This is a genomic window from Myxococcus sp. AS-1-15 (assembly GCF_020037055.1).
In the GTDB taxonomy this organism is placed as follows: domain Bacteria; phylum Myxococcota; class Myxococcia; order Myxococcales; family Myxococcaceae; genus Myxococcus; species Myxococcus fulvus.
The window spans coordinates 1,104,509-1,126,929 of the sequence record NZ_JAIQDF010000001.1 but is presented as its reverse complement, the minus strand read 5'-3'; the positions used below and the strand labels follow the sequence as shown (position 1 = coordinate 1,126,929).

Annotated in this window: 18 protein-coding genes; 11 read left to right on the top strand and 7 right to left on the bottom strand. The window is 70.3% G+C overall.

What is annotated here, in order from left to right; all coding sequences use genetic code 11:
- Window position 1: 1 nt before the first annotated feature.
- A complete protein-coding gene (locus K8625_RS04635) occupies window positions 2-709 on the top strand; it encodes a GGDEF domain-containing protein (RefSeq protein WP_223781943.1) in 708 nt (235 codons plus the stop codon).
- A gap of 364 nt (window positions 710-1,073) precedes the next feature.
- Here K8625_RS04635 and K8625_RS04630 read toward each other — a convergent pair whose 3' ends face one another.
- From K8625_RS04630 to K8625_RS04615, 4 genes are all read right to left on the bottom strand, one after another.
- On the bottom strand, window positions 1,074-1,985 hold the full coding sequence (locus K8625_RS04630) for a M23 family metallopeptidase (RefSeq protein ID WP_141322888.1): 912 nt from the start codon (window positions 1,983-1,985) through the stop codon (window positions 1,074-1,076).
- Between the two features lie 219 nt (window positions 1,986-2,204).
- A complete protein-coding gene (locus K8625_RS04625) occupies window positions 2,205-3,002 on the bottom strand; it encodes a Stp1/IreP family PP2C-type Ser/Thr phosphatase (RefSeq protein WP_046715334.1) in 798 nt (265 codons plus the stop codon).
- 60 nt (window positions 3,003-3,062) lie between these two features.
- The gene (gene recN / locus K8625_RS04620) at window positions 3,063-4,802 is read right to left on the bottom strand and encodes a DNA repair protein RecN (protein ID WP_223745356.1); all 1,740 of its coding nucleotides are present in this window, start codon (window positions 4,800-4,802) and stop codon (window positions 3,063-3,065) included.
- Window positions 4,803-4,947: 145 nt separating this feature from the next.
- Window positions 4,948-8,220 (bottom strand): SNF2-related protein, encoded by a 3,273-nt coding sequence (locus K8625_RS04615; RefSeq protein ID WP_223745355.1) that lies wholly within the window; start codon window positions 8,218-8,220, stop codon window positions 4,948-4,950.
- 134 nt (window positions 8,221-8,354) lie between these two features.
- Between K8625_RS04615 and K8625_RS04610 the strand changes: the two genes are divergently transcribed.
- The 7 genes from K8625_RS04610 (at window position 8,355) to K8625_RS04580 (ending at window position 14,232) form a co-directional block, all read left to right on the top strand.
- The gene (locus tag K8625_RS04610) at window positions 8,355-9,341 is read left to right on the top strand and encodes a D-glycerate dehydrogenase (RefSeq protein ID WP_223781942.1); all 987 of its coding nucleotides are present in this window, start codon (window positions 8,355-8,357) and stop codon (window positions 9,339-9,341) included.
- On the top strand, window positions 9,338-9,892 hold the full coding sequence (locus K8625_RS04605; RefSeq protein ID WP_223781941.1) for an adenine phosphoribosyltransferase: 555 nt from the start codon (window positions 9,338-9,340) through the stop codon (window positions 9,890-9,892). Before K8625_RS04610 ends, K8625_RS04605 begins: the two co-directional genes overlap by 4 nt.
- Before the next feature lie 104 nt (window positions 9,893-9,996).
- Window positions 9,997-10,833: an alpha/beta fold hydrolase gene (locus K8625_RS04600; protein ID WP_223781940.1), complete on the top strand. Its 837-nt coding sequence runs from the start codon at window positions 9,997-9,999 to the stop codon at window positions 10,831-10,833.
- An 82-nt stretch (window positions 10,834-10,915) separates the two neighbouring features.
- Window positions 10,916-11,512 (top strand): TetR/AcrR family transcriptional regulator, encoded by a 597-nt coding sequence (locus tag K8625_RS04595; RefSeq protein ID WP_223781939.1) that lies wholly within the window; start codon window positions 10,916-10,918, stop codon window positions 11,510-11,512.
- A 166-nt stretch (window positions 11,513-11,678) separates the two neighbouring features.
- Window positions 11,679-12,995 (top strand): MFS transporter, encoded by a 1,317-nt coding sequence (locus K8625_RS04590; RefSeq protein ID WP_223781938.1) that lies wholly within the window; start codon window positions 11,679-11,681, stop codon window positions 12,993-12,995.
- A complete protein-coding gene (coaD, locus tag K8625_RS04585) occupies window positions 12,992-13,489 on the top strand; it encodes a pantetheine-phosphate adenylyltransferase (RefSeq protein ID WP_223745349.1) in 498 nt (165 codons plus the stop codon). The genes K8625_RS04590 and coaD overlap by 4 nt, the downstream gene beginning before the upstream one ends.
- Window positions 13,486-14,232: an MBL fold metallo-hydrolase gene (locus K8625_RS04580; RefSeq protein WP_223781937.1), complete on the top strand. Its 747-nt coding sequence runs from the start codon at window positions 13,486-13,488 to the stop codon at window positions 14,230-14,232. Before coaD ends, K8625_RS04580 begins: the two co-directional genes overlap by 4 nt.
- A gap of 54 nt (window positions 14,233-14,286) precedes the next feature.
- Here the strand turns inward: K8625_RS04580 and K8625_RS04575 are convergent, their stop codons facing one another.
- Entirely contained in the window at window positions 14,287-16,182 is a 1,896-nt protein-coding gene (locus tag K8625_RS04575) for an alpha-amylase family glycosyl hydrolase (RefSeq protein WP_223781936.1), read from the bottom strand.
- 244 nt (window positions 16,183-16,426) lie between these two features.
- Here K8625_RS04575 and K8625_RS04570 point away from each other — a divergent pair, with 244 nt between their 5' ends.
- Both K8625_RS04570 and K8625_RS04565 read left to right on the top strand, forming a co-directional pair.
- Window positions 16,427-18,040, top strand: coding sequence for a bifunctional UDP-sugar hydrolase/5'-nucleotidase (locus K8625_RS04570; RefSeq protein ID WP_223781935.1), 1,614 nt, complete (start codon window positions 16,427-16,429; stop codon window positions 18,038-18,040).
- A 227-nt stretch (window positions 18,041-18,267) separates the two neighbouring features.
- On the top strand, window positions 18,268-19,326 hold the full coding sequence (locus K8625_RS04565) for a 2-oxoglutarate and iron-dependent oxygenase domain-containing protein (RefSeq protein ID WP_223781934.1): 1,059 nt from the start codon (window positions 18,268-18,270) through the stop codon (window positions 19,324-19,326).
- Window positions 19,327-19,330: 4 nt separating this feature from the next.
- On the opposite strand, the gene K8625_RS04560 is transcribed toward K8625_RS04565, so the two are convergent.
- Both K8625_RS04560 and K8625_RS04555 read right to left on the bottom strand, forming a co-directional pair.
- Window positions 19,331-20,104, bottom strand: coding sequence for a YdcF family protein (locus K8625_RS04560; protein ID WP_223781933.1), 774 nt, complete (start codon window positions 20,102-20,104; stop codon window positions 19,331-19,333).
- Between the two features lie 10 nt (window positions 20,105-20,114).
- Window positions 20,115-20,960, bottom strand: a complete 846-nt coding sequence (locus K8625_RS04555) for an NAD(+)/NADH kinase (RefSeq protein ID WP_223745343.1) — start codon at window positions 20,958-20,960, stop codon at window positions 20,115-20,117.
- 118 nt (window positions 20,961-21,078) lie between these two features.
- Here K8625_RS04555 and K8625_RS04550 point away from each other — a divergent pair, with 118 nt between their 5' ends.
- Complete coding sequence (locus tag K8625_RS04550) at window positions 21,079-22,413, top strand: replication-associated recombination protein A (RefSeq protein ID WP_223781932.1); 1,335 nt, start codon at window positions 21,079-21,081, stop codon at window positions 22,411-22,413.
- The last annotated feature ends 8 nt before the right edge of the window (window positions 22,414-22,421 follow it).

Genomic DNA, 22,421 nt, shown 5'->3' with positions numbered 1-22,421 from the left:
GATGCCCTATCCGCTCGACGACGCCACCGCCACCGCCCTCATCGCCTTGTATCCCTGGGTGCTGACCCGCTCGCCCCAGGCCCCCGTGCAGGCCGCCGTCGAGGCCCTGCTCCAGGCCGAGCAGGCCCGGCGCGGCCATCCGGACGCGAAGACGGGCGCGCTCCAGGTGCCCGCCCTCACCCAGGGCAGCCTCCTGAAGGAGGAGTACGACCTGTCCACCCACGCCCACCACGACGGCTGGCGCGTGGGGGCCGTCATCGCCGACGTGAAGGGCATGATTTCGCACAACGCGCGCTTCGGCTTCGGCGTCGGCGACGCGATCCTGCGCGCCACCGTGGAGTCGCTCGGTGCGCAGTACCCGGGCGCAAAGGTGATTCGCCTGCACCCGGATGCCTTCGCGGCGCTCCTCGTCCCCACCTCGCAGCTCACCGTGAAGGAGGACCTCGCGGGCCCCACCCACGAGCGACTGGTCCAGGACGTACGTCGCGTGCTGCCCGAAGGTACGCCCGACTCCGAGGTGCCGGAGTGGACGGTGAGCCTGCTGGAGGTGACGGTGGACGCGCCCTCTCACTGGCAGGTGCTCGGGCCCCTCATCTGGGCCGAGCTGGAGCGCGCGCACGTCATGCAGCGCAGCGGCAGGGCCGAGGGGCTCCAGCGTCGCCGGCTGCGCCTGGACGCCTCCATCCCCGGGCAGGCGACGTTCCTCTGACGGGAGGGACGCGTCGCTGCGGCGCCACGCCGCACATCGGGAGCACGGCCTCGGAGTCGAACTCGTCTGGACGCGTCCATCCCCAGAGAGGCCACCTGCCGCTCACGGGACGGACGCGTCGCTTCTGGCGCCGCATTCCCATCCGGCACACGGGCTCCGAGTCGAATCTGGAGGAAGGAGCGGCCCGGTGCCTCCACCGGGCTTCGCGGTCTCATGGGGACTCTCGTAAGCCCGCCTTCCGAGGACCGCGCTTCGGAGCACCTGTCACCGGGGCAGACCTGCCAGGGTCCGGCGTCCCGCGCGTGTCACGTGCTCCCAAACCACCTGCCCCGAACAAGCCGCCCGGGGCCCTGCGCGCCTCGGGCTACTCCTCGAGGATGAACTTGCGCGGGTTCTGCGGGATGCCATTGACGCGGACCTCGTAGTGCAGGTGCGGTCCGGTGGAGCGGCCCGTGTTGCCGACCGCGGCGATGAGCGCGCCGCGCTTCACCCGGTCACCGGCCTTCACCAGCATCTTCGCCAGGTGGCCGTAGCGCGTCTTGATGCCGTAGCCATGGTCCACGACGATGACGTTGCCGTAGCCACCCTCCAGGCCCGCGAACACCACCGTGCCGTCCGACGGCGCGTACACTTCCTTGCCGTGCGGGGCCGCGATGTCCAGGCCCGAGTGCATCACCCGGTCGGCCGTGTACGGGTCCACGCGCTGACCGAAGTCACTCGTCACCCAACCGCGCGCCGGCCACACCGACGGCGTGGAGGCGAGCAGCGACTTCTGGTCCTGGAAGTACGCCTGCAGTTCCTGGAGGCTCTGCTCCTGCCGGGTGGCCTCCGCGCTCAGCTTGTCCAGCCGCCCCATCAGCAGCTTGGGCGTCTCCGTCGTCGTCAGCTGGGTGAACTGGGTGTCCGTCGTCGGCACCCGCGCTTCCGGCTCCGTGGGCCCCATCGCCAGGTTGCGCTGCGGGTCCGACAGCAGCGTCATCGCGCGCAGCTTCTGGTCGAAACGCTCCACCCGGTCCAGCGTCGAACCGATGTGCTCGATGCGCTCACGCACCGACTTGAGCTGCGAGCGCAACGTCAGGTTCTCATCCCGGAGGATGCGGTTCTCCGAGGCATCCGCGGCGACCTGGAAGTAGTGGATGCTCGCGCCCGCGCCCAGTCCCACGACCAACATCAGCCCCATCCCCACCTGCATGAGGAACGAGCGCTGGATGGTGTACCGCTTCACCGGCGCGTCGTGGTCCGGGATCACCATCAACGTGAAGGACTTTTTCGCCACGGGACAGCTCCCTGCTTGCGTGGGACATCCGGCGCCAGAAGCTAAGTCGCTCCCCGGCGCTCAACACCTCCCCCCACCGCCACACCCCTCCAGCTCCGTCACCTGACGGCGTCTGTCAGGATTGGAAACGTTTGGGCAGCTACCATTCAGCTTCCAAGAGTGTCAAGGTCAACAGAGACCTGACGAGGTGTTTGCCGGCCACCACTTCGTGAGTCGCCGTCAGGCGGCGACCCGCACCAGGATGACGGTGATGTTGTCGTCGCCGCCGCGCTCGTTGGCGAAGTCGATGAGGCGCTTGGGGATGTCCTCGAAGGACTTCGCCTGGGCCACCACCTCGTGGATTTCCTTGTCCTCGAGCATGTTGGCCAACCCGTCCGAACACAGCAGGAACACGTCGTTGGGCTCCGAAACGAGGCCCATGACGTCCACCTGCACCTCCTCCTCGAAGCCGACGGAGCGGGTGATGATGTTCTTGTAGCGGGAGTGCTTGGCCTCCTCCGGCGTGATCATCCCGGCCTTGATCTGCTCGTTGACCAGCGAGTGGTCCTCGGAGATCTGCTGGATGAGGTCGCCCCGGATGAGGTAGGCGCGGCTGTCTCCCACGTGCGCGAAGAAGGCATGCTCCTCGCGGACCACCAGGGAGATGACGGTGGTGCCCATGCCGGACAGGCGTGGGTCCTCCTGCGCCGCCGTGTAGATGGCCAGACACGCCTTCTCCACGGCCGTGCGCAGCGCCTCCGGAATCGGTGAGTCCTGGAGGTGAGGCACGGAGAGGAAGGGGTTGTCCTTTCCTTCCCGTGCCCGGCGCAGCTCCTTGTCGATGGTCTCGACGGCGATGCGCGACGCGGTACCACCTCCCGCGTGACCGCCCATGCCGTCCGCCACGACGTAGAGCTGGAGCTCATCGTCGATGAGGAAGCTGTCCTCGTTGTGGTTACGCTTCCGCCCGACGTCCGTCAGGCCAGCGGAAACGACTTTGAGGCGGGAGGCCGCGGTCTGCCCTGCGGTGTTGGACACACCAAGGATGCTATGTGAGACCCAAGGATGGGGCAAGGACACGGATGACCTTGCAGCGCGTCAAGCCGTCCGCCTGAGGCGTCCCCGGGGTCCTCCCTCGGGTCCGGACTCCCGGCGGGTCCTGGGCGCCCCCAGGGAACGGTGGGCCGAGCGCACCAGGGCCTCCGCCGCCCCCAGCGCCTCGCGCGTCACCTCCACGCCGGACATCATCCGGGCCAGCTCCCGCGTCCGTTCGCTGCCCGCCGCCAGGACCGTCACCTGGGAGACGGTCCGCTCGCCCTTCACCGCCTTGCGGATGAGCAGGTGCGCGTCCGCGTAGGCCGCCACCTGCGGCAGGTGGGTGATGCAGAGCACCTGACGGTGGCCGCTCACCTCCTTGATCATCCGCCCGACGACGTCGGCAATCGCGCCGCTGACGCCCGCGTCCGCCTCGTCCAGCACGTACGAGCCGCACGCGTCGCTGTCCGCCAGGGCCCGCTTCAGGGCCAGCAGCAGTCGGCTCGCCTCGCCGCCCGAGGCCACCTTCGCCAGGGGCCGGGCGGGCTCGCCGGGGTTGGCGCTGAAGAAGAACTCCACGTCGTCCAGGCCGTCCGGACGCAGCACCTCTCCAGGCGTCACGCGCACCTCGAAGGCCGCCTTGCCCATGGCCAGGTGCCCCAGGCCCTCGCGCACCTGCGCGGAGAACTCCACCGCGCTCTTCGTGCGGGCCCGCGACAGCGCCAGGGCCGCCTTGCGCGCGCGCTCCTCCACCTTGCGGCGCTCCGAGGCCAGCTCCTCCAGCACCTCCTGGCGGTTCTCCAGCGTGCCCAGCTCGGCCTCGATTTCGCCGCGCTTCTTGAGCACGCCGTCCAGCGTGGCGCCGTGCTTGCGGCACAGCCGCTTCAGGCCATCCAGCCGCTCCTCCACGTCCCGCAGGCGCGACGGGTCCGACTCCAGGCCCTCCACGTACCGGTTGAGCCGCCGCTGCGCCTCCTCCAGCTCCGACAGCGCCGTGCTCAGCGACTGCGCCACGGGCGCAAGCGTCGCGTCGCACTTCACCGCGTCGTGCACCAGCCCCAGCGCGCGGCCCACCGTCTCCAGCGCCGAGGACTCGTCGCCGGCCACCAGCAGCTCCGCCTCCGCCCCGTGGCGCTTGAGCTTCTCCGCGCTCGACAGGCGCTTGCGCTCGGCGTCCAGCCGCGTGTCCTCGCCCGCCTCCGGGTCCAGGCGCGAGATTTCGTCGAGCTGGAAGCGCAGGAACTCCGCGCGCTCGCGCACCTTCGCCTCGTCCCCGCCCAGGGCCTCCATGCGCGCGTCCACCTCCCGCAGCGCCTGGTACTCCCCGAAGTAGGTCGCCAGCGGCGCCTCCATCTCCCCGTACCTGTCCAGGAGCACCCGGTGCAGGCCGGAGTCGAAGAGGCTCACGTGCTCGTGCTGTCCGGCGAGGTCCACCGCCCCCCGCGTCAGCTTCCCGAGCACGCCCACCGTCACCAGCGCGCCGTTGACGTAGACCTTGCCCCTCCCGGTGCGCCCCAGCACCCGGCGCACCAGCACCTCGTCCCCGAGGTCCGGCAGGCCCAGCTCCTCCAGGCGTGTGCCCAGGACTGGCGTCCGCGCGAAGACGCCCTCCACGGACGCCTCCTCGCAGCCGGCGCGGATGACATCCGCGTCCGCCCGCCCTCCCAGCAGCAAGCCCAATGAATCCACGAGGATGGACTTGCCCGCACCTGTCTCACCCGTGAGGACGGTGAGGCCGGCTCCGAACGCCACCTCCACCTCCTCGATCACCGCCACGTTCGAAATCCGCAGACCCAGCAGCACGCGCGCCCTCCAATGTCCGTACGACGGCCCTGGCACTGAACACCCTAACAGGTCCCCCTGACACTGCACAGGCATTCAGCCCAACCGGACGGACGGAGGGCGGGTGAGGGCGGGGCCCGTTGGAGCCCCAACCCTTTGTTCCGACTCAGGTCTCGGTGAAGAGCTCCTGGATGTCCTGCTCGGTGAGCGTGCGGGCCATCTCGTCGCCCTCCCCACCGAGGACGCCCGCGGCGAGGTCGCGCTTGCGACGCTGCAGGGAGAGGATCTTCTCCTCCACCGTGCCGCGGGTAATCAGCTTGTAGCTGATGACCGCGCGCGTCTGGCCGATGCGGTGCGTACGGTCCGTGGCCTGGTCCTCGACGGCGGGGTTCCACCACGGGTCGAAGTGGATGACGTAGTCGGCCGCCGTGAGGTTGAGGCCGGTGCCGCCCGCCTTCAGCGAGATGAAGAACAGGGGCGGTCCGTCCGGGCGGTTGTACTCGTCCACCTTGCCCATGCGGTCCTTGGTGCGACCGTCCAGGTAGAGGTAGCGCAGACCCTTCTTGTCCGCCTCCTGCTTGAGCAGCTCCAGCATCTCCGTGAACTGGCTGAACACCAGGGCGCGGTGGCCTTCCGCCACCAGGTCCTCCACCAGCTCCAGGAAGCGCTCCACCTTCGCGCTGGGCGGCAAGAGCGTCCCGGGAGGCAGCTTGAGCAGGCGTGGATCACAACACACCTGCCGCAGGCGCATCAGCGCGGCCAGAATCGACACGCGGCTGCGCTTGAAGCCGACCTTCTCGATGCTCTCGCTGACCTTGCGTTTGCTCTCCTCCATCACCTCCCGATAGAGCGCGGCCTGGCCGGGCTCCATCTCGCACCACGCGACGCTCTCCGTCTTCGGCGGCAGGTCCTTGGCCACCTCCGTCTTCAAGCGGCGCAGGATGAAGGGCTGGATGCGGCGGCGCAGCCTGTCCCGGGCCGACGCGTCGTTGGCCACCTGGATGGGCTGCTCGTAGCGGTCTCCGAAGCTGTCCGCGCTGCCCAAGAAGCCCGGCATCAGGAAGTCGAAGATGCTCCACAGCTCCGACAGCCGGTTCTCCAGCGGCGTACCGGTGAGCGCCAGGCGCGTGTCGCTCGGCAGCGACTTGCACGCCTGCGCCGTGGCGCTGTCCGCGTTCTTGATGTTCTGCGCCTCGTCCAGGATGACGAAGCGGAAGCCCACCTGGGACAGCTGGTCCAAGTCGCGTCGCACCAGCGCGTAGGACGTGAGCACCAGGTCCATGCCCTTGAGGTCCTCGGCGCGCTCCTTGCGGTCCTGCCCGTGCCACACCATGGCCTTGAGGCCCGGCGTGAAGCGCTCCGCCTCGCGCTCCCAGTTGGCGAGCACGCTGGTGGGCGCCACCACGAGCGACGGCTTGCGGCCCTCCTCGTTGGCCATCTTCTGCAAGAGGCTGAGCGACTGGACCGTCTTTCCCAGACCCATGTCGTCCGCGAGGATGCCGGACAGGCCGTGGCGGCGCAGGAACCAGAGCCAGGACAGGCCCGCCTCCTGGTAGTGACGCAGCGTCGCCTGCAGCCCGTCGGGCACCGCCACCTTCGGCACGCCCGCCGTCTCGCGCAGCTCCAGCATTGCCTGGCGCGCCTTCGCCTCCACCTCGGTGAACTCCCCCAGGTCCGCGAGCAGGTCCAACGCCACCGCCTGGTGCAGCGGCAGCCGCGTGCGCGAGCGGCCCGGCATGGCGCCCGCCTCCTCCAGGAGGTCCGCCACGCGCTTGAGCTCGACGGCGTCCGCCTCCGCGAAGGTGCCGTCCTTGAGCGGCACGAAGCGCCGCCCCGAGTCCAGCCACATGCGCACCGCGCCCAGGTCCACCGCCTGGTCGTCGGTGACGAACTCCGCGTCCAGGTCGAACCACTGCACGCCGCTCATGCCCACGCGGATGCGCGGCTTGAGCTTGGGACGCAGCCGCACCTTGGGCGCCTGCACGCCGAAGCGCTCCCACTCCGCCGGCAAGGACGCCAGGCCCCGCGCCCAGAACTCCAGCGCCACGTCACCCGTCGCGTCGAAAGCCTGCGACTGCTGCTCGAAGCGCAGGCCCAAATCGAGCAACTGCTTGCCCGCGGCGCGCTCCAGGTCCTCGCGGCGGCGGTACAGCTTGCGGCTGTCCCCGCCCACGCCGCTGGCGTAGCCCAGGTGCGTGGCCGTGGGGGACACCGGCGCCGTGGTCTGCCCGTAGCGCGCGGCCAGCTGCACCTTCACCTTCTCCGGGTTGCCCTCGAGCGTCAGCACGAAGTGCGGCTCGACCGCCTCGTCGACCTCGATGTCGTCCGCCTTCAGCGACATGCGGAAGCGCGGCAGGTGCGCGGCGAAGAAGGTCAGCACCCGGTCCAGCTGTCCCGAGGGGAAGGACATGTTGGGCTCGAGCAGCCACTTGCGCAAAAGGCGCGGCGGGAAGTCCGGCTCCACCGGGTGGAGGTTCTGCGCCTGGATGACCCAGGTGCGCCGCCCCGACAGGATGATGACGTCCTTGAGCGAGAAGCTGCCCCCGTCCGGGAACAGCAGCTCGATGCGCGCCGTGGCGCCGTCCGGCCGGGACTCCAGCCGGATCTGCGGGCGCACGGGCGTCTCCGTGTTGATGAGCGCGGTGCCCCGGTAGATGACCCGGCGCTGGCGCAGGATGTCCATCACCTCGCTCAGGTCCTCGTCGGAGAGCACCAGGCGCGAGTCGTAGCGGTGCTCGTGGCGGGAGAGCGCCATGAAGACGCGCTCGTCGGCCGGGGACAGCCGCCCGCCCGTCTGCAGCGTGCGCTTGACGTGGATGGGGCCCTTGGTCTGCGCGTCCTGACGACGCACGTCCACCACCCACTGACGGGTACCGGCGTTCGTGTTCGCCGCCGTCAGCCGGTAGAAGAACTCGTAGTCCGGCTGCGAGGACAGGCCCAGCCAGCTCTCCACCTTGGCGAGCGCCGGCAGGTTCGCGGCGTCCACCGGAGGCGAGTCCGGCTCGATGGGGACCTCGTTGTCCACGACCTCGTTGCTGGCGCCGGACGCGGTGGCCTGTGGCTGCTGCTCCACGGGCTGGGGCGCCACCGGCTGCGGGCGAGGCGGAGGACGGAAGCGCGCGGCATAGATGAGCGCCGCGGCGACGACGTGCTTGCAGTGGGGGCCATCCGCGTTCCACGACTGACAGGTGCAGGTGGACGTGGCCTTGCCGTCCCCCAGCGCAATCACGACTTCATAGCGCTCGCCGGTGGAACCGGCGACCTGCGCGCGGATGTGGTCCCCTTCGCGCTGGAGCCCGAAGACGCGGCGCGACTCCGCCACCTCCCGGCCCTTCTTGAAGATGGTGGGTTGGACTTCGGCCTTCAGGGCCCTGAGCCACTGGGTGTCCTGAGGAGGGAGGGCGTCTCGGATGTCGGCGGTGGATTGCACGGCTGGCACAGGCCCCAGGCTCCTAGCGCCGGGGAACCCCTGCCACTAGCACAGCAAGGGGGCTCCCGCTCGCGGGAAATGTGGATGAGTCCGCCAGCGGAAGCAGCCACCGGCATCAGGCTATGAGAGCATCAACGTTCGCCATGACCCGGACCGTCCGCCCCCGTGTCTTCGTGACCCGCCAGCTCCCCGGGGAGGCCCTCGGGCGACTGGGCAGGCTCGTGGACCTCCACGTCTGGCCCCAGCAGCTGCCACCCTCCCGTGACACCCTGCTCGCCGAGGCGGCCCGCTCCCAGGGGCTCGTCACCCTGCTGACGGACCGGGTGGACGCTCGCCTGCTTGCCCAGGCCCCCAGCCTGCGGGCGGTCAGCAACGTGGCCGTCGGCTACGACAACATCGATGTACCGGCCTGTACGCAACGGCGGGTGGTGGTGGGTAACACCCCCGGCGCCCTCACGGAGACGTCCGCGGACTTCGCCTTCGCGCTGATTCTGGGCCTCGCCCGGCGCGTGGCGGAGGCGGACGCCCATGTCCGGGCGGGGCACTGGCGCACCTGGAGCCCCACCCTCCTGTTGGGGACGGATGTGTACGGCGCCACGCTGGGCATCGTCGGCCCCGGGGCCATCGGCTCGGCGGTGGCCCGGCGCGCGAGGGGCTTCGGGATGCGCATCCTCTATGTGGGCCGCGAGCCCAGGCCCGCGCTGGAGCAGGAGACGGGGGCCCGGCGGGTGGACAAGGCCACGCTGCTCTCCGAAGCGGACATCCTCACCCTGCACGTGCCGCTGACGCCCCAGACGCGGCACTGGGTGGGACGCGAGGAGTTGGCGGCGATGAAGCCCGGGGCGCTGCTCGTCAACACCGCGCGCGGCGGCGTGGTGGACCCGGACGCGCTCGTCGAGGCCCTGCGCGAGGGCCGCCTGGGCGGCGCGGCCCTGGATGTGACGGACCCCGAGCCGCTGCCCTCGGACAGTCCGCTGCTGGGCCTGCCCAACGTCCTGCTGGCGCCCCACATCGCCAGCGCCACACACGCCACCCGGGGGCGCATGGCCTCCATGGCGGTGGACAACCTGTTGGCCGCGCTGGACGGACAGCGGCCTCCTCACTGCGTCAACCCCGAGCTCTTCCCATGACCCTGCCCGCCGCGAGCCTCGCCGACACCACCCTCGTCGATGACCTGAAGGCCCGTCTGCGCGACGTGCCGGACTTCCCCAAGCCCGGCATCGTCTTCAAGGACATCACCCCCGTGCTGGCCGACCCGAGGCTGTTCGGCCGCGTCATCAACGCCATGTCCGCGCCCTTCCGGGGACAGCACATCTCCAAGGTGGTGGGCGTCGAGGCGCGGGGCTTCCTGCTGGGCGCGCCCATGGCCCTCGCGCTGGGCGCGGGCTTCGTCCCCGCGCGCAAGCCGGGCAAGCTGCCCTATCGCTCCGTCGTCGAGCGCTACTCGCTGGAGTACGGCGCGGACGGCCTGGAGATACACGAGGACGCCCTGGCCCCGGGTGAGCGCGTGCTGGTGGTGGATGACGTCCTCGCCACGGGCGGCACGGCGGAGGCCACGGGGCGGCTCGTGAAGCGGCTGGGTGGAGAGCTGGTCGGCTTCAGCTTCCTCATCCACCTGGGCTTCCTCGACGGTGGCAAACGCCTGGCGCCGACGCCCGTGACGAGCCTGCTGACGTTCTGAGGCAAGGGCCGACCCGGGCCCCCGCCCCTTCCCCGCTCGCCTGCTGCGACGCTCCATTCAGGTGTCCACCCTCTGACGAGAAGCCTCGTTCCACAGGGGGAGACATGCCCGAGGTGCGCTCCACCGGCGATGCCCGCATCCGCTTCGACGACGTCGGCGAGGGCGAGCCCACGCTGCTCTTCATCCCCGGCTGGTGCACGCGCCGGGAGGTCTTCGCGCCCCTGGTCCCCCTTTGCTCCGCGCGACACCGCATCCTCTGTGTCGACCTGCGGGGCCACGGCGACTCCGAGCAAGGCGAGGGCGACTTCGACAGCGGCACGGTGCTCGAGGACCTGAAGGCCGTGGTGGAGGCCAGCGGCGCGAAGCAGGTGGTGCCGGTGACGGTGTCCCACGCGGGCTTCTTCGGACTGGAGCTGCGCCGGGAGCTGGGCGCGGAGCGGGTTCCCCAGCTCGTCCTGCTGGACTGGATTGTCACCGAGCCGCCACCGCCCTTCCTCGCGACGCTGCGCGGCCTCATGTCGGAGCGCTGGGGACGCACGCGCGACGCGCTGTTCAAGGAGTGGACGCGCGGCGTGGAGCACGAGGACGTGCTGCGCGTCATCCACGAGGACATGCTCGAGTTCTCCGAGGAGATGTGGGCCCGCGCGGCACGCGAAATCGCGGCGGCCTATGCCCGGGAGGGCTCGCCCCTGCGGGCGCTCGCGGGACTGAATCCGCCCACGCCCACGTTGCACCTGTACGCGCAACCGGACGCGCACGACTACCTGGAGACGCAGGTGGCCTTCGCAGTGCGGCACCCCTGGTTCCACGTCATGAAGCTCCCCGCCGTCAGCCACCTGCCCTCGCTGGAGGTGCCGGCGCTGGTGGCGACGGGAATCCAGGCCCTCGTCTCGGGGCGACACACCGCGGTCCAGACGGGGGACCTCTCCACCCCACGGTGAGCCCACTCCATCCCGAGGACGGGTTGACGACTTCCGCTCGCCTGTTTATAAGTTGGTCACACAACCAACAAACAAGGCCACCATGCCCCGTCCGTCCAACACCGAGGAGCGCCGCCAGCAAATCGTCGCCGGCCTTTTGCGCGTGATGTCCGAGCGGGGCTACGAGCGGGCCTCGGTCAACGAAATCGCGAAGGCGGCGGGGCTGAGCCCGGGGCTGGTGCACTACCACTTCAGCGACAAGCAGGAGATTCTGCTCGTCCTGGTGGAGCAGCTCGCGGCGCGGGGCCGTGCGCGGGTGGCCGCGAAGCTCGCGAAGCTCGCGCCCGAGGACACCCGGGGCCGCGTGGACGCGTTCGTGGACGCGTTCCTCTCGCTGGGGCCCGACGCAGATGCGAGCGCGGTCGCGGGCTGGGTCACCATCAGCGCGGAGGCCATCCGTCAGCCCGAGGTCCGCGCGGCCTATGAACAGGTGGTGCGCGCGGACCTGGAGCAGTTGGAGTCGCTGGTCGCGGCGAGCGTGGGCAAGCGCAAGGCGCGGGCCCTGGCGGCGGGGCTCTTCGCGGCGGTGCAGGGCTACTTCGTGCTCTCGGCGAGCGCGCCGGGCCTGGTGCCCGCGGGTACGGCCGCGAACACCGTGAAGCGCATGGCCGCGGGTGTGCTGGATGGGGAGGAGGCATGAGCCCGCTCCTCCCACACTGGACCGGTGGCCGGGAACCCGGCGTTGCGCGATGCGACGACACCCATGCCACGGGGCCCACGCCCGTCGCGGCCCTCGCTCGGCGCATCGCGGCGACAGGCTGCCGCGACACGACGTCGCGCGATGCCATGTCCGCGCGGAGGCTCGCATGAGCGCCCTCCCAACCCCGCCCAGCGGGCGCGGACAACGCGAAGACACGCTCACACCTTCGACGATGCTCCCTGGAGCGAGCCTCGTCGCGAGCCCCGACCTGGGCACGGTGACGAAGCTCGGGCTCCTGTCGAGCCTCTACCTCTCGCAGGGCCTGCCCTTCGGCTTCTTCACCCAGGCGCTCCCGGTGCTGCTGCGCCACCAGGGCCTGTCGCTGCCCGCCATCGGCCTGTCGCACCTGCTCGCGCTCCCGTGGGCGCTGAAGTTCCTGTGGGCGCCGTACATGGACCGGCACGGCTCGGCGCGCTGGGGCCTCAGGCGCGGCTACATCCTCCCGCTCCAGTGCCTGAGCGCGGGCCTGCTGCTCTCGCTCGCGCTGCCCGACACCACCGTGAGCACGCAGGTCCTGTTCGCCGCGGTGCTCGGCGTCAACCTGCTCGCGGCCACGCAGGACGTGGCGACCGACGGGCTCGCGGTGACGCTGCTCTCCCCTTCCGAGCGCGGCTGGGGCAACGGCGTGCAGGTGGCCGCCTACCGCGTGGGCATGATCCTGGGCGGCGGCGTGATGCTCGCGGTCTTCGATGCCGCGGGCTGGCGCCCCACCCTCGTGGCCCTCGGCCTCATGCTGCTCGTCGCCACCATCCCCGTGGCCCTCTACCACGAGCCTCCCTCCGAGCCTCCACCCCGCGTGAGCCTGGGCCTCGGCTGGTGGGTGCGCCGCCCGGGCGCGGGGACGTGGCTCGCCCTGCTCGTCGTCTACAAGGCCGGTGAAGCACTCGCCACGGGCATGCTGCGCACCTTCCTCGTGGACCGGGGCCTGACGCTCACGGACATCGCGTGGTTGCTCGGAATCGTGGGCTTCACCGCGGGACTGGTGGGCGCGCTCCTCGGCGGCAGCCTCGTGGTGAAGCTCGGACGCAAGCGAGCCCTGCTCTTGTTCGGCGTCATCCAGGCCACCGCCGTGCTCCTGTACGCGCTCGTCTCCAGCGGCACCGTGTCGGGCCTGCCCTGGCTCACCGCCGTCTGCGCCGTGGAGCACGTGGCCAGCGGCATGGCCACCGCCGCCGTCTTCACCGCGATGATGGACGTCTGCCGTCCCGACCACGCCGCCACCGACTACACCGTGCAGGCCTCGCTCGTCGTGCTCGCCACCGGCGCCGCTGCGGCCCTCAGCGGCTTCAGCGCACAGGCCCTCGGCTACACGGGCCACTTCCTCCTGGCCGCGGCCCTCTGCGTCGCGGGCACCCTCTTCGTCACCATCGCCTTCCCGAAGTCACAAGCGCTCACGCCCGGAACACCCGAGGTGTCGCCATGACCATCGCCGTCTACGCAGGCAGCTTCGACCCCGTCACCGCCGGGCACCTGTCCGTCGTCCGCCAGGCCGCGCGACTGTTCGGCCACGTCGTCGTCATCGTCGCCATCAACCCCGCGAAGAACACGCTCCTGTCCCCCGACGAGCGCGTCGCCCTGGTGCGAGAGGCCGTGGCCCCCCACCCCAACGTCACCGTGGCGTGGACCGAAGGGCTCATCGTCGACTACGCGCGGGCCATCGGCGCCAGCGTCCTGCTCCGCGGCGTCCGGGGCGCGACCGACGCCCAGTTCGAGACGGAGCTCGCGCACAACAACCGCGTGCTCGCGCCCGAGCTCGCCACCCTCTTCCTCCCCGCGGAAGCACACCTCGCCGAGGTGAGCAGCAGCGGCCTCAAGGCGCGCGTGCTCCGGGGCGAGGACGTTTCCGACTTCTGTCCTCCCGCCGTCGCGGCGAAGCTGCGCGAGCGTCTCCACCCGTCCCACCGGAGCCAGCCATGAGCATGACTTTCATCCCCCTGGGTGTCGGTGACGCCTTCTCCGCGCTCCACTACTCCTCGTGCCTGGCCGTGGAGGTCGAGGACCAGGTCCTCCTCATCGACTGTCCCCACCCCATCCGGAAGATGATGCGCGAGGCGTCACTGACGTCCGGCGTCCCGCTGGACGTGGACCGCGTCAGCGCCGTGGCCCTCACCCACCTGCACGCGGACCACTCCTCGGGCCTGGAGGGCCTGGGCTACTTCTCCTTCTTCATCCTGCGAAAGAAGCTGGAGCTGCTCGCGCACCCGGACGTCGCCGAGCGCCTGTGGGAAGGCCACCTGGCCGCGGGCATGGAGTGCCTCATCGAGAAGCGCGGAGAAGCCCCCAACCCCAAGCACTTCGAGGACTACTTCGAGCACACGCCCCTCTCCACCGAGTCGGCCGTGCGCCACGGGCCCTTCCTCATCGAGGCGCGGATGACGTACCACCACGTGCCCACCACCGCGCTGCGCATCCACGCGGGCGGGCGGTGCCTGGGCTACAGCGCGGACACCGCCTTCGACGAGGGCCTCATCGACTGGCTGTCCCGCGCGGACCTCGTCATCCACGAGACGAACTACGGCGTGCACACGCCCTACGAGAAGCTCGCCGCGCTGCCGGAGGGACTGCGCGCCCGCATGCGCCTCATCCACTACCCCGACGACTTCGACACGGCCGCGAGCGTCATCGAGCCGCTCCAGCAGGGCCGCCGCTACACCGTGTGAGGAGCTTCCAGGCGCCCCAAGTGACTCCGGGCGCCCGGATGCGTCCTCCACGCGCTACTGCGAGAAGATGAGCAGCGAGTAGGGCCCGATGGCGAAGGACGCGTTGTTGCCCATGCCGTCCTTGCCGCCACTGTATGCCGTGGTGTTCGCCGACGGGGTGTTGCCGAAGTCACCCGAGTACCCGTTCCAGTCGCTGTTGAAGCGCAGGTGCCAGGTGCCGGTGCGCGGGAAGCCGATGTTGTAGCTGTTGAACGTGGTGCTGCTGAAGTTGGCCACGACGATGACGTCGTCGCCCGGGCCACCGTTCTCCCACCGGTGGTAGGCAATCACCTTGTTCGTGTTGTTGATGTGGTGGACGTTGAGGCCACCCCCGCGCAGGCCGCGCGTGTTGTTGTTCCAGTTGCGGCGCAGGCGGATGAGGTCGCGGTAGAGGTTGTGGATGCCACCGAAGTCGGTGAGCTTCTGCCAGTCCACCGGGTCCTGGTCGGAGAAGAAACCGTTCTCCAGAATCTCCTGCCCCTGGAAGATCATCGGGATGCCCGGCGACGTCATGGTGATGCCCGCGGCCAGCGTGGAGCGCTTCTTCGACGCCCAGCTCCCCGCGTTGCCCGGCCAGATCTCCTCCGGCACGCGGCTGTGGCCGTTGGCCACCTCGTCGTGGCTCTCCGAGTAGATGATGCGCGCGTGCGTCCGGCCACTGAAGCTCTGGCCAATCGCGGCCGCCACCGCGCCCATGTTCCGGTTGGCGTCGTTCTGCTCGATGACCGCCGCGCGGATGGGGTGCACGAACTCCGCGGACCACTGCGCGTCGAACCCCGCGCCTCCCGCGAAGTCGCCACTCGCGTTGTCGGTGATGGAGTTGCCGCCACCGAAGTCCTCGGCGATGGAGATCTTGTAGCCGTTGCGCGTGTTGATTTCGTTGTTGATGGAGCGGAACACCTGCCACGCCGACGGGATGTCACCCGTGCCATCAATCGTGCGCATGTACTTGGTGGCGTCCCAGCGCAGGCCATCGCCCCGGAAGTTGTCGAGCAGATTCATCATCGAGTCGCGGATGTAGGCGCGCACCTCGGCACGGCCGTAGTCCGGGCGGGTGTTGCCCCACGGCGTCACCTTGCGACCGTCATCGAAGAAGTACTCGCCGCCGTTGTTCAGGCAGTTGCCGCTGAAGCACCACATGGGCAAATCACTCGGCCCCCAGTGGTTGTGCACCACGTCGAAGATGACGCCGATGCCGCGCATGTGCGCCTCGTCCACGAAGCGCTTCATGTCGTTGGGCGAGCCGTAGGCGCTCTCCGGCGCGAACGGGAAGGCCACGTTGTAGCCCCAGGAGAAGTCGCCGGCGAACTCGTACGCCGGCATCACCTTCACCATGTTGATGCCCAGGTCCTGCAGGTAGCCGAGCTTCGCGATGGCGCTGTTCCAGTTGCCCGGCCCCCAGCCCGGCGAGTCGTGGAAGGTGCCCACGTGCATCTCGTAGATGACCATCTCGTTGAAGCCCGGCGTGCTGAACTGCTGCGCGTTCCACCAGTACTCGCCGTGGTCGTAGATGATGCTCGCGCCCGTGGAGTTCTCCTGCCACGCCGCCCGAGGGTCCGCGCGCCACGCGTCGCTACCCCAGGCGTTGCGCGTAACGAACTTGTACTTCTGGCCCTTCACCGCGCCCGCCACGTCGCCAGAGAAGTTGCCGTTGCCCTCGCCGCCCAGCTCAATCCAGCCCCAGCCGCTGAAGTCGCCCGCGACGAAGACCTTCTGCGCCAGCGGCGCCCACGTCCGGAACGTCACGCCCCCCGAGTAGATGGTGGCGCCCATGCCCGGTCGCCCCGAGGGGCCGAGCCGCTGAACGACCTCCGCTGTCTCCTCACCGGAGCGCTGTTGATTCTCGAGCGCGCTCTCGCCGCAGCCCAACAAGCCGGCCAACAGCAGCGCGCTCCACGTGTTGTGTCGCATGGTGACGACCTCCCTAGGGTTGTTCAGGGCGGGTCCTAGCAATCGCAGTGAAGTACGGGCAAACCGGCTTCATCAGATTTCTGCAACTTTCACCCATGACACACTGCGGCGGTTTTCCTGGCTGTCCTGGGATGGTCGTGACTCAGGGGCCTGAGGTGAAGGCGGGTGTGCTCGCGTTCGTCGCGTGAGTGCGCTACTCCGGCGAGCCCGGCGCCGTGCGGGCGCCCCTGGAGAACGACTCGCGATGACGACGACGACAGCGCTGGCCCGACGTGGGGCCCTGCTCCTGCCGCTCGCGCTGCTCCTGACGCTGGCCCCGGGCCTCGGCCAGGGCGCGGCGCCCGCGGGCACCACGCGCCTGACGTTGCTCCACCTGGCGGACGTGTACCAGGTGCAGCCCCAGCAGGAGCACGGGGGCCGGGGGGGCCTGGCGCGGGTGGCCACGCTGCGCAAGCGGGTGCTGAGCGAGTCGCCTGCCCCGCACGTGCTGACGCTCCTGGGCGGCGACACGCTGTCCCCGTCGGTGGAGTCGTTGCTGGAGGTGGACGGCAAGGCGCTCAAGGGCCGGCACATGGTGGACGCGTGGAACGCGCTCGGGCTGGACGCGGCGGTGCTGGGCAACCACGAGTTCGACTTCGGTGACGACGTGCTGAAGGAGCGCATCCGCCAGTCGCGCTTCACCTGGCTGGGCGCCAACGTCGTCGACGGGAAGACGGGCGCGCTGTTCGAGGGCGTCAAGGCGTACGAGGTGCGGGAGCTGGGTGGCGTGCGCGTGGGCCTGTTCGGCGTGGTGCTGCCGGAGACGAAGACTTCGACGAAGGCGGGGCCCGACACGCTGTTCACCGACTTCTGCCAGGCGGCGCGGGAGGCGGTGGCGAAGCTGCGCGAGGACGGGGCGCAGGTGGTGGTGGGCCTGACGCACCTGGAGCTGGCGCAGGACCGGCAGCTGGCGAGGTGCGTGAAGGTCGACGCCCTCCTGGGCGGGCATGACCACGTGGGCGCGAATGACCGCACCACCGGCACGCCCATCTTCAAGGTGCCCGCGGACGCGCTGGAGCTGGGCCGGCTCACGCTGGACGTGGACACGGCCACGGGCAAGGTGCGCAAGGTGTCCTGGGCGCGGCTGCCCGTCACGAAGAAGGTGCCCGAGGACGCGGAGTTCAACGCGGCCATGAAGCCCTATGAGGCGCTGTTCGCCAGGCTCGCGGAGCCGGTGGGCAGGACGCCCGTGGCGCTCGACGCCCGCGGCACGCAGGTGCGCTCGCGCGAGACGAACCTGGGCTCGCTCGTCGCGGACATCTTCCGCGAGGCGGCCGGCGCCGAGGTGGCCTTCGTCAACGGGGGCGCGCTGCGCGCCGACACCATCCTCCCCGCCGGCACGCTCACGCGCAGGGACCTGCACGCGCTGATGCCCTACACCGACGAGCTGGTGGTGGTGGAGATTCCCGGCGCCACGCTGCGCGCCGCGCTGGAGAACGGCGTCAGCCTGAGCCGCGAGGACGCGCGCCCCGGCCGCTTCCTCCAGGTCTCCGGCATGCGCTTCACCTTCGACGCACGCAAGCCGCCGGGCTCGCGCGTCGTCGACGTGAAGGTGAACGGCAAGCCGCTCGACGACGCGGCCACGTACCGGCTCGCCACGCTGAGCTTCCTCACCAGCGGCAAGGACGGCTACGACATGCTCAAGGGGCTGCCCTCCACGCCCGCGATGAAGGACGGGCGCACGCCGCTGGACCTGCTCGCGCAGGCGCTGCGCACGGGCAAGCCCGCGCCGCGCGCGAAGGCCGAGGGCCGCATCATCCGGCTGGATGGCGCGACGCTCTCACGCGATGCGCGCCGCCCCGCGCCTCCCCTGAAATAAACCCTGGGCGGAATTCGCGCGCCCACACATCCACTTCCCGACAATCTGACCGCCCGAAACCTGGGTGGATTTGGCCCCGTGTCTGGCGATGAACGCGAGGGATTGCTCCACTCGCGCGCCGGCGGAGCGCCCCCGCCGCATCTTCCGACTCGGCCAGCTTGTTTCCGGGAGCGCCCCCAGCCCACCCCCACCCGGGAGCGCCCATGGCCGAGTTGGAGACATTCCGTTTGCCGCACGTCGTGAGTGGAAGTGAAACCGATGTCGCGCTCGGGCTCGCGATGATTCGCGCCTGGCGACGCGACGGCATCTTCCAGATTCGCATGAGCCCCGCGCAGGCGGACAAGGCCCGTGACGCCTTCGAGCTGAGCCGGCGCTTCTTCCGTCAGCCGCTGGAGGAGAAGCAGCGCTGCGTGAGTGACTCGACGTACTCGGGCTACGTCGCCTCTGGCGAGGAGCTGACCGCGGGCGAGGCCGACTACTCGGAGGTCTTCACCGTCTGCAAGGACGTGCCCCTCACCGACGCGCGCGTGCACTCCGGCTGGCCCTGCCATGGCCCGGCGCCCTGGCCGGACGAGGCCTATCGGCTGGGCATGACGGCGCACACCGAGGAGCTCGGCTCCGCGGGCGAGCGGCTCCTGCGGCTCACCGCGCTGGGACTGGGCCTGGACATCGACGCGCTCACCGCGCTGACGAAGGACGGCTGGCATCACATGCGCGTGCTGCGCTTTCCCGCACGCTCTCCCGCAACGACGCGAGGCATCGGCGCGCACACGGACTACGGCATGCTCGTCATCGCCGCGCAGGACGACGTGGGCGGCCTGTGGGTCCGCCCGCCCGTCGAGGGCGAGCCGCGCAAGCGCAACTGGCTGCAGGGCGAGAGCTCCGCGGGCATGTACGAGCACGACGAGCCGTGGACCTTCGTGAAGCCCGTCCCCGACGTGCTGACGGTTTTCCCCGGAGACATCCTGCAGTTCCTCACGCGGGGCTATCTGCTGTCGACGCCGCACAAGGTGGTGCTCGCCTCACGCGAGCGCTTCGCGATGGCGTACTTCCACGAGCCCCACTTCGAGGCCTGCGTCCGCCCGCTGAAGGACCCCACGCGCGACGAGTTCATCCACTACGGCACGCACTTCACGCACATGTTCATGCGCTGCTACCCGGACCGCGTCACCACCCAGCGCATCCTCGACGAGGACCGGCTGACGACGCTCGCGTGGCTGCGGGAGGAGGCCGTCCAGCGCACCGCCCCCGTGGAAGAGGTGCCTCGACGACTCGCCGCGGGCTGACACGTCAGGGCGAAGTCCAACCCCGGAGCCGGTAGACGACGCGCCCCGCGAGCTCCCGGAGCACGTCCGTGCTCTGCGACAGCGCTCCGGCGCGGGGCAGCCACCCGAGCCGGCCCATGCGGAAGGCCGGCATCCTCGCGTCCACCGGCAGCGTGTCCGGGCGCAGGCCCACCGCGGCGAAGCACCCCTGCGCCCGGGGCATGTGGGCCGCGCTCGTCACCAGCAGCAGCCGCTTCCAGCCGCGCTCCTGGATGATGCGCGCGGACTCCACCGCGTTCTCGCGCGTGTTGCGGCTCTGGCCCTCGGTGACGATGCGCTCGGCGGGGATGCCCCAGTCCTGGAGCATGCGCGAGAGCACGTCCGCCTCCACCACCGCCGTGGGGCGCGGGTCCAGCGAGCCGCCGGAGATGAGCACGAAGCGGGCGTGTCCCTCGCGCATCAAGTCATAGCCCCGGAGGATGCGCTCCGGCGCGGCGTTGAACTCGAGCCGCCCCGAGCGCTCCATCGCGGAGGGGTCCAGTCCTCCACCCAGGACGATGACGGCGTCGTAGGGCTCGCCGGGCTGGAACGTGTCGTGGGCCCCCTCCTCCACCTGGTACGTCAAGAGCGTGGACATCGCCTCGGTGGAGAAGACGTAGAGCACCCCGACCCCCGCGACGAGGAGCCCTCGGGCGAGCGCGGGGCGCAGCCGGGGCAGCCGGCTCACGAGGATGAGCAGCAGCGCCCAGGTGAGCGGCGCCAGGAACAGGTCCAGCACCTTCGAGAGGAACAGGAACACGGAGCGTCCGTCAGCGCTCGCCCCAGTGGAGCTTCTGCCGGAGGATGGAGAAGTAGGCCACGCGCGGGTTGCGCACCAGGTTGACCCGGTTGGCCGAGCGCACCACCTCGATGCAGTCACCGCCCTGCAGGCCGTGGCCCGTCTGTCCGTCCAGCGTCAGGTACGTGTCGGCCGTCTCGCTGCGCAGGGTGATGCGGATGGTGCGGTCGGCGGGCACGACGATGGAGCGCTGGGTGAGCGCGTGCGAGCAGATGGGCGAGAGCACCGTGCAGTCCACGGACGGATGGACGATGGGGCCGCCGGCGGACAGCGAGTACGCGGTGGAGCCCGTGGGCGTGGCGAGGATGACGCCGTCCGCCTTGTACGTGGTGATGGGCACGCCATCGATGGAGGTCTCGTGGTCGGCGATGCGCGCCAGCGCGCCCTTGTTGATGACCACGTCGTTGAGGATTTCGTCCTCGATGAGCACGCGTCCGCCGCGAATCAGCCGGCAGGTGAGCTTCATGCGGGAGTCCACCTGGAAGCGGCCCGCGAGCACTTCCTCCAGCGTGGTGAACAGCTCCTCGACGGGGACCTCCGTCATGAAGCCCAGGCTGCCCAGGTTGACGCCGAGGATGGGCACCCCGCGTCCGCCGAGCAGCCGCGCCGCGTAGATGAGGGTGCCGTCCCCGCCGAGCACCACCGTGAGGTCCGCGCGCGCCGCCAGCTCGCGGTCCTCCACCCGGGGCCAGCCCAGCTCGTGGGCCAGGGAGCGGTCTCCCAGGATGGTGAGGTGCGGGTAGGTCTCGCGGATGCGGGACGCCAGGGCCACCGCCTCGGGGTTGTCCTTCTTCGCGACGATGACGAGGGTCTGCACGCAGCCTGCTTCATAATCCAGCCAGGCGCCCGGGCGCTCCCCTGAATTGTCGAAGGCCCCGCCCACCGGACAGACGCCCCGGCGTGCCCGCCTCCGGGGCGCTAGCTTTGAGGGGTCCATGGACCTCTTCGAACACGCGGGACAGAAGGAGCAGGCCCGCCGGGCGCCCCTCGCCGAGCGCATGCGGCCGCGCGCCCTGGATGAGTTCGTCGGTCAGGAGCACCTCACGGGCGAGGGCCGGTTCCTGCGTCGGGCGCTGGAGGCGGACCAGGTCCCGAGCCTCATCCTCTGGGGCCCTCCCGGCACGGGCAAGACGACGCTCGCCTGGCTGGTGGCGCGCTCGACGGGCGCCGCGTTCGATTCGGTGTCGGCGGTGCTCGCGGGGGTGAAGGACATCCGCGAGACGGTGGCGCGGGCGCAGGAGCGCTGGAACCTGCATCGCCAGCGGACGTTCCTGTTCATCGACGAAATCCACCGCTTCAACAAGGCGCAGCAGGACGCGCTGCTGCCCCACGTGGAGAAGGGCACGGTGACGCTCATCGGCGCCACGACGGAGAACCCCTCGTTCGAGGTGAACGCGGCGCTGCTGTCTCGCTGTCGGGTCGTCACGCTGCGCGGGTTGGAGGACGAGGAGCTGGTGGCGCTCCTGCGTCGGGCGCTCTTGGACACGCGCGGGTTGGGAGGACGGGTGACGGCGGACGACGACGCGCTGGAGTTCCTGGCGGCGTCGGCGGGCGGGGATGCGCGCAAGGCGCTGACGGGGCTGGAGGTGGCCGCGGCGCATGCGGGGGCACACGTGGACCGCAAGGCCGCGGAGGAGGCGCTCCAGCAGAAGACGCTGCTGTACGACAAGGGCGGCGAGGAGCACTACAACGTCATCAGCGCCTTCATCAAATCGATGCGCGGCAGTGACGTGGATGGGGCGCTGTACTGGATGGCGCGGATGTTGGAGGCGGGCGAGGACCCCATCTTCCTGTTCCGGCGCATGGTCATCTTCGCGTCGGAGGACATCGGCAACGCGGACCCGCGCGCGCTGAGCGTGGCGGTGGACGCGCTGAGGGCGTTCCAGTTGGTGGGCCTGCCGGAGGGCACGCTGCCGCTCACGCAGGCCGTCACGTACCTGGCGCTGGCGCCCAAGTCGAACGCGGTGCTGACGGCGTACACGTCCGCGCGCGAGGCCGTGACGAAGGAGGGCGCGCTGCCCGTGCCGATGCACCTGCGCAACGCGCCCACGAAGCTGATGAAGTCGCTGGGCTACGGCGGCGGCTACAAGTACCCGCACAACTTCGAGGGCAACTACGTCCCCGAGGACTACCTGCCCGACGAGCTGCGCTCACGGAGCTTCTACACGCCGACTCGCAACGGCGAGGAGGCGCGACTGGCGGAGCGGTACGAGGACATCCAGCGCCAGCTCGCGGAGCGTGCGCGTGAGCCGGGCGAAGACGAAGGGTGAGGCCTCTC

Excerpts from the sequence above, each read along its gene's own strand:
- K8625_RS04635 (WP_223781943.1), top strand. The coding sequence starts at position 2 with ATGCCCTATCCGCTCGACGACGCCACCGCCACCGCCCTCATCGCCTTG.
- K8625_RS04610 (WP_223781942.1), top strand. The coding sequence starts at position 8,355 with ATGACCCGGACCGTCCGCCCCCGTGTCTTCGTGACCCGCCAGCTCCCC.
- K8625_RS04605 (WP_223781941.1), top strand. The coding sequence starts at position 9,338 with ATGACCCTGCCCGCCGCGAGCCTCGCCGACACCACCCTCGTCGATGAC.
- K8625_RS04600 (WP_223781940.1), top strand. The coding sequence starts at position 9,997 with ATGCCCGAGGTGCGCTCCACCGGCGATGCCCGCATCCGCTTCGACGAC.
- K8625_RS04595 (WP_223781939.1), top strand. The coding sequence starts at position 10,916 with ATGCCCCGTCCGTCCAACACCGAGGAGCGCCGCCAGCAAATCGTCGCC.
- K8625_RS04590 (WP_223781938.1), top strand. The coding sequence starts at position 11,679 with ATGAGCGCCCTCCCAACCCCGCCCAGCGGGCGCGGACAACGCGAAGAC.
- coaD (WP_223745349.1), top strand. The coding sequence starts at position 12,992 with ATGACCATCGCCGTCTACGCAGGCAGCTTCGACCCCGTCACCGCCGGG.
- K8625_RS04580 (WP_223781937.1), top strand. The coding sequence starts at position 13,486 with ATGAGCATGACTTTCATCCCCCTGGGTGTCGGTGACGCCTTCTCCGCG.
- K8625_RS04575 (WP_223781936.1), bottom strand. The coding sequence starts at position 16,182 with ATGCGACACAACACGTGGAGCGCGCTGCTGTTGGCCGGCTTGTTGGGC.
- K8625_RS04570 (WP_223781935.1), top strand. The coding sequence starts at position 16,427 with ATGACGACGACGACAGCGCTGGCCCGACGTGGGGCCCTGCTCCTGCCG.
- K8625_RS04550 (WP_223781932.1), top strand. The coding sequence starts at position 21,079 with ATGGACCTCTTCGAACACGCGGGACAGAAGGAGCAGGCCCGCCGGGCG.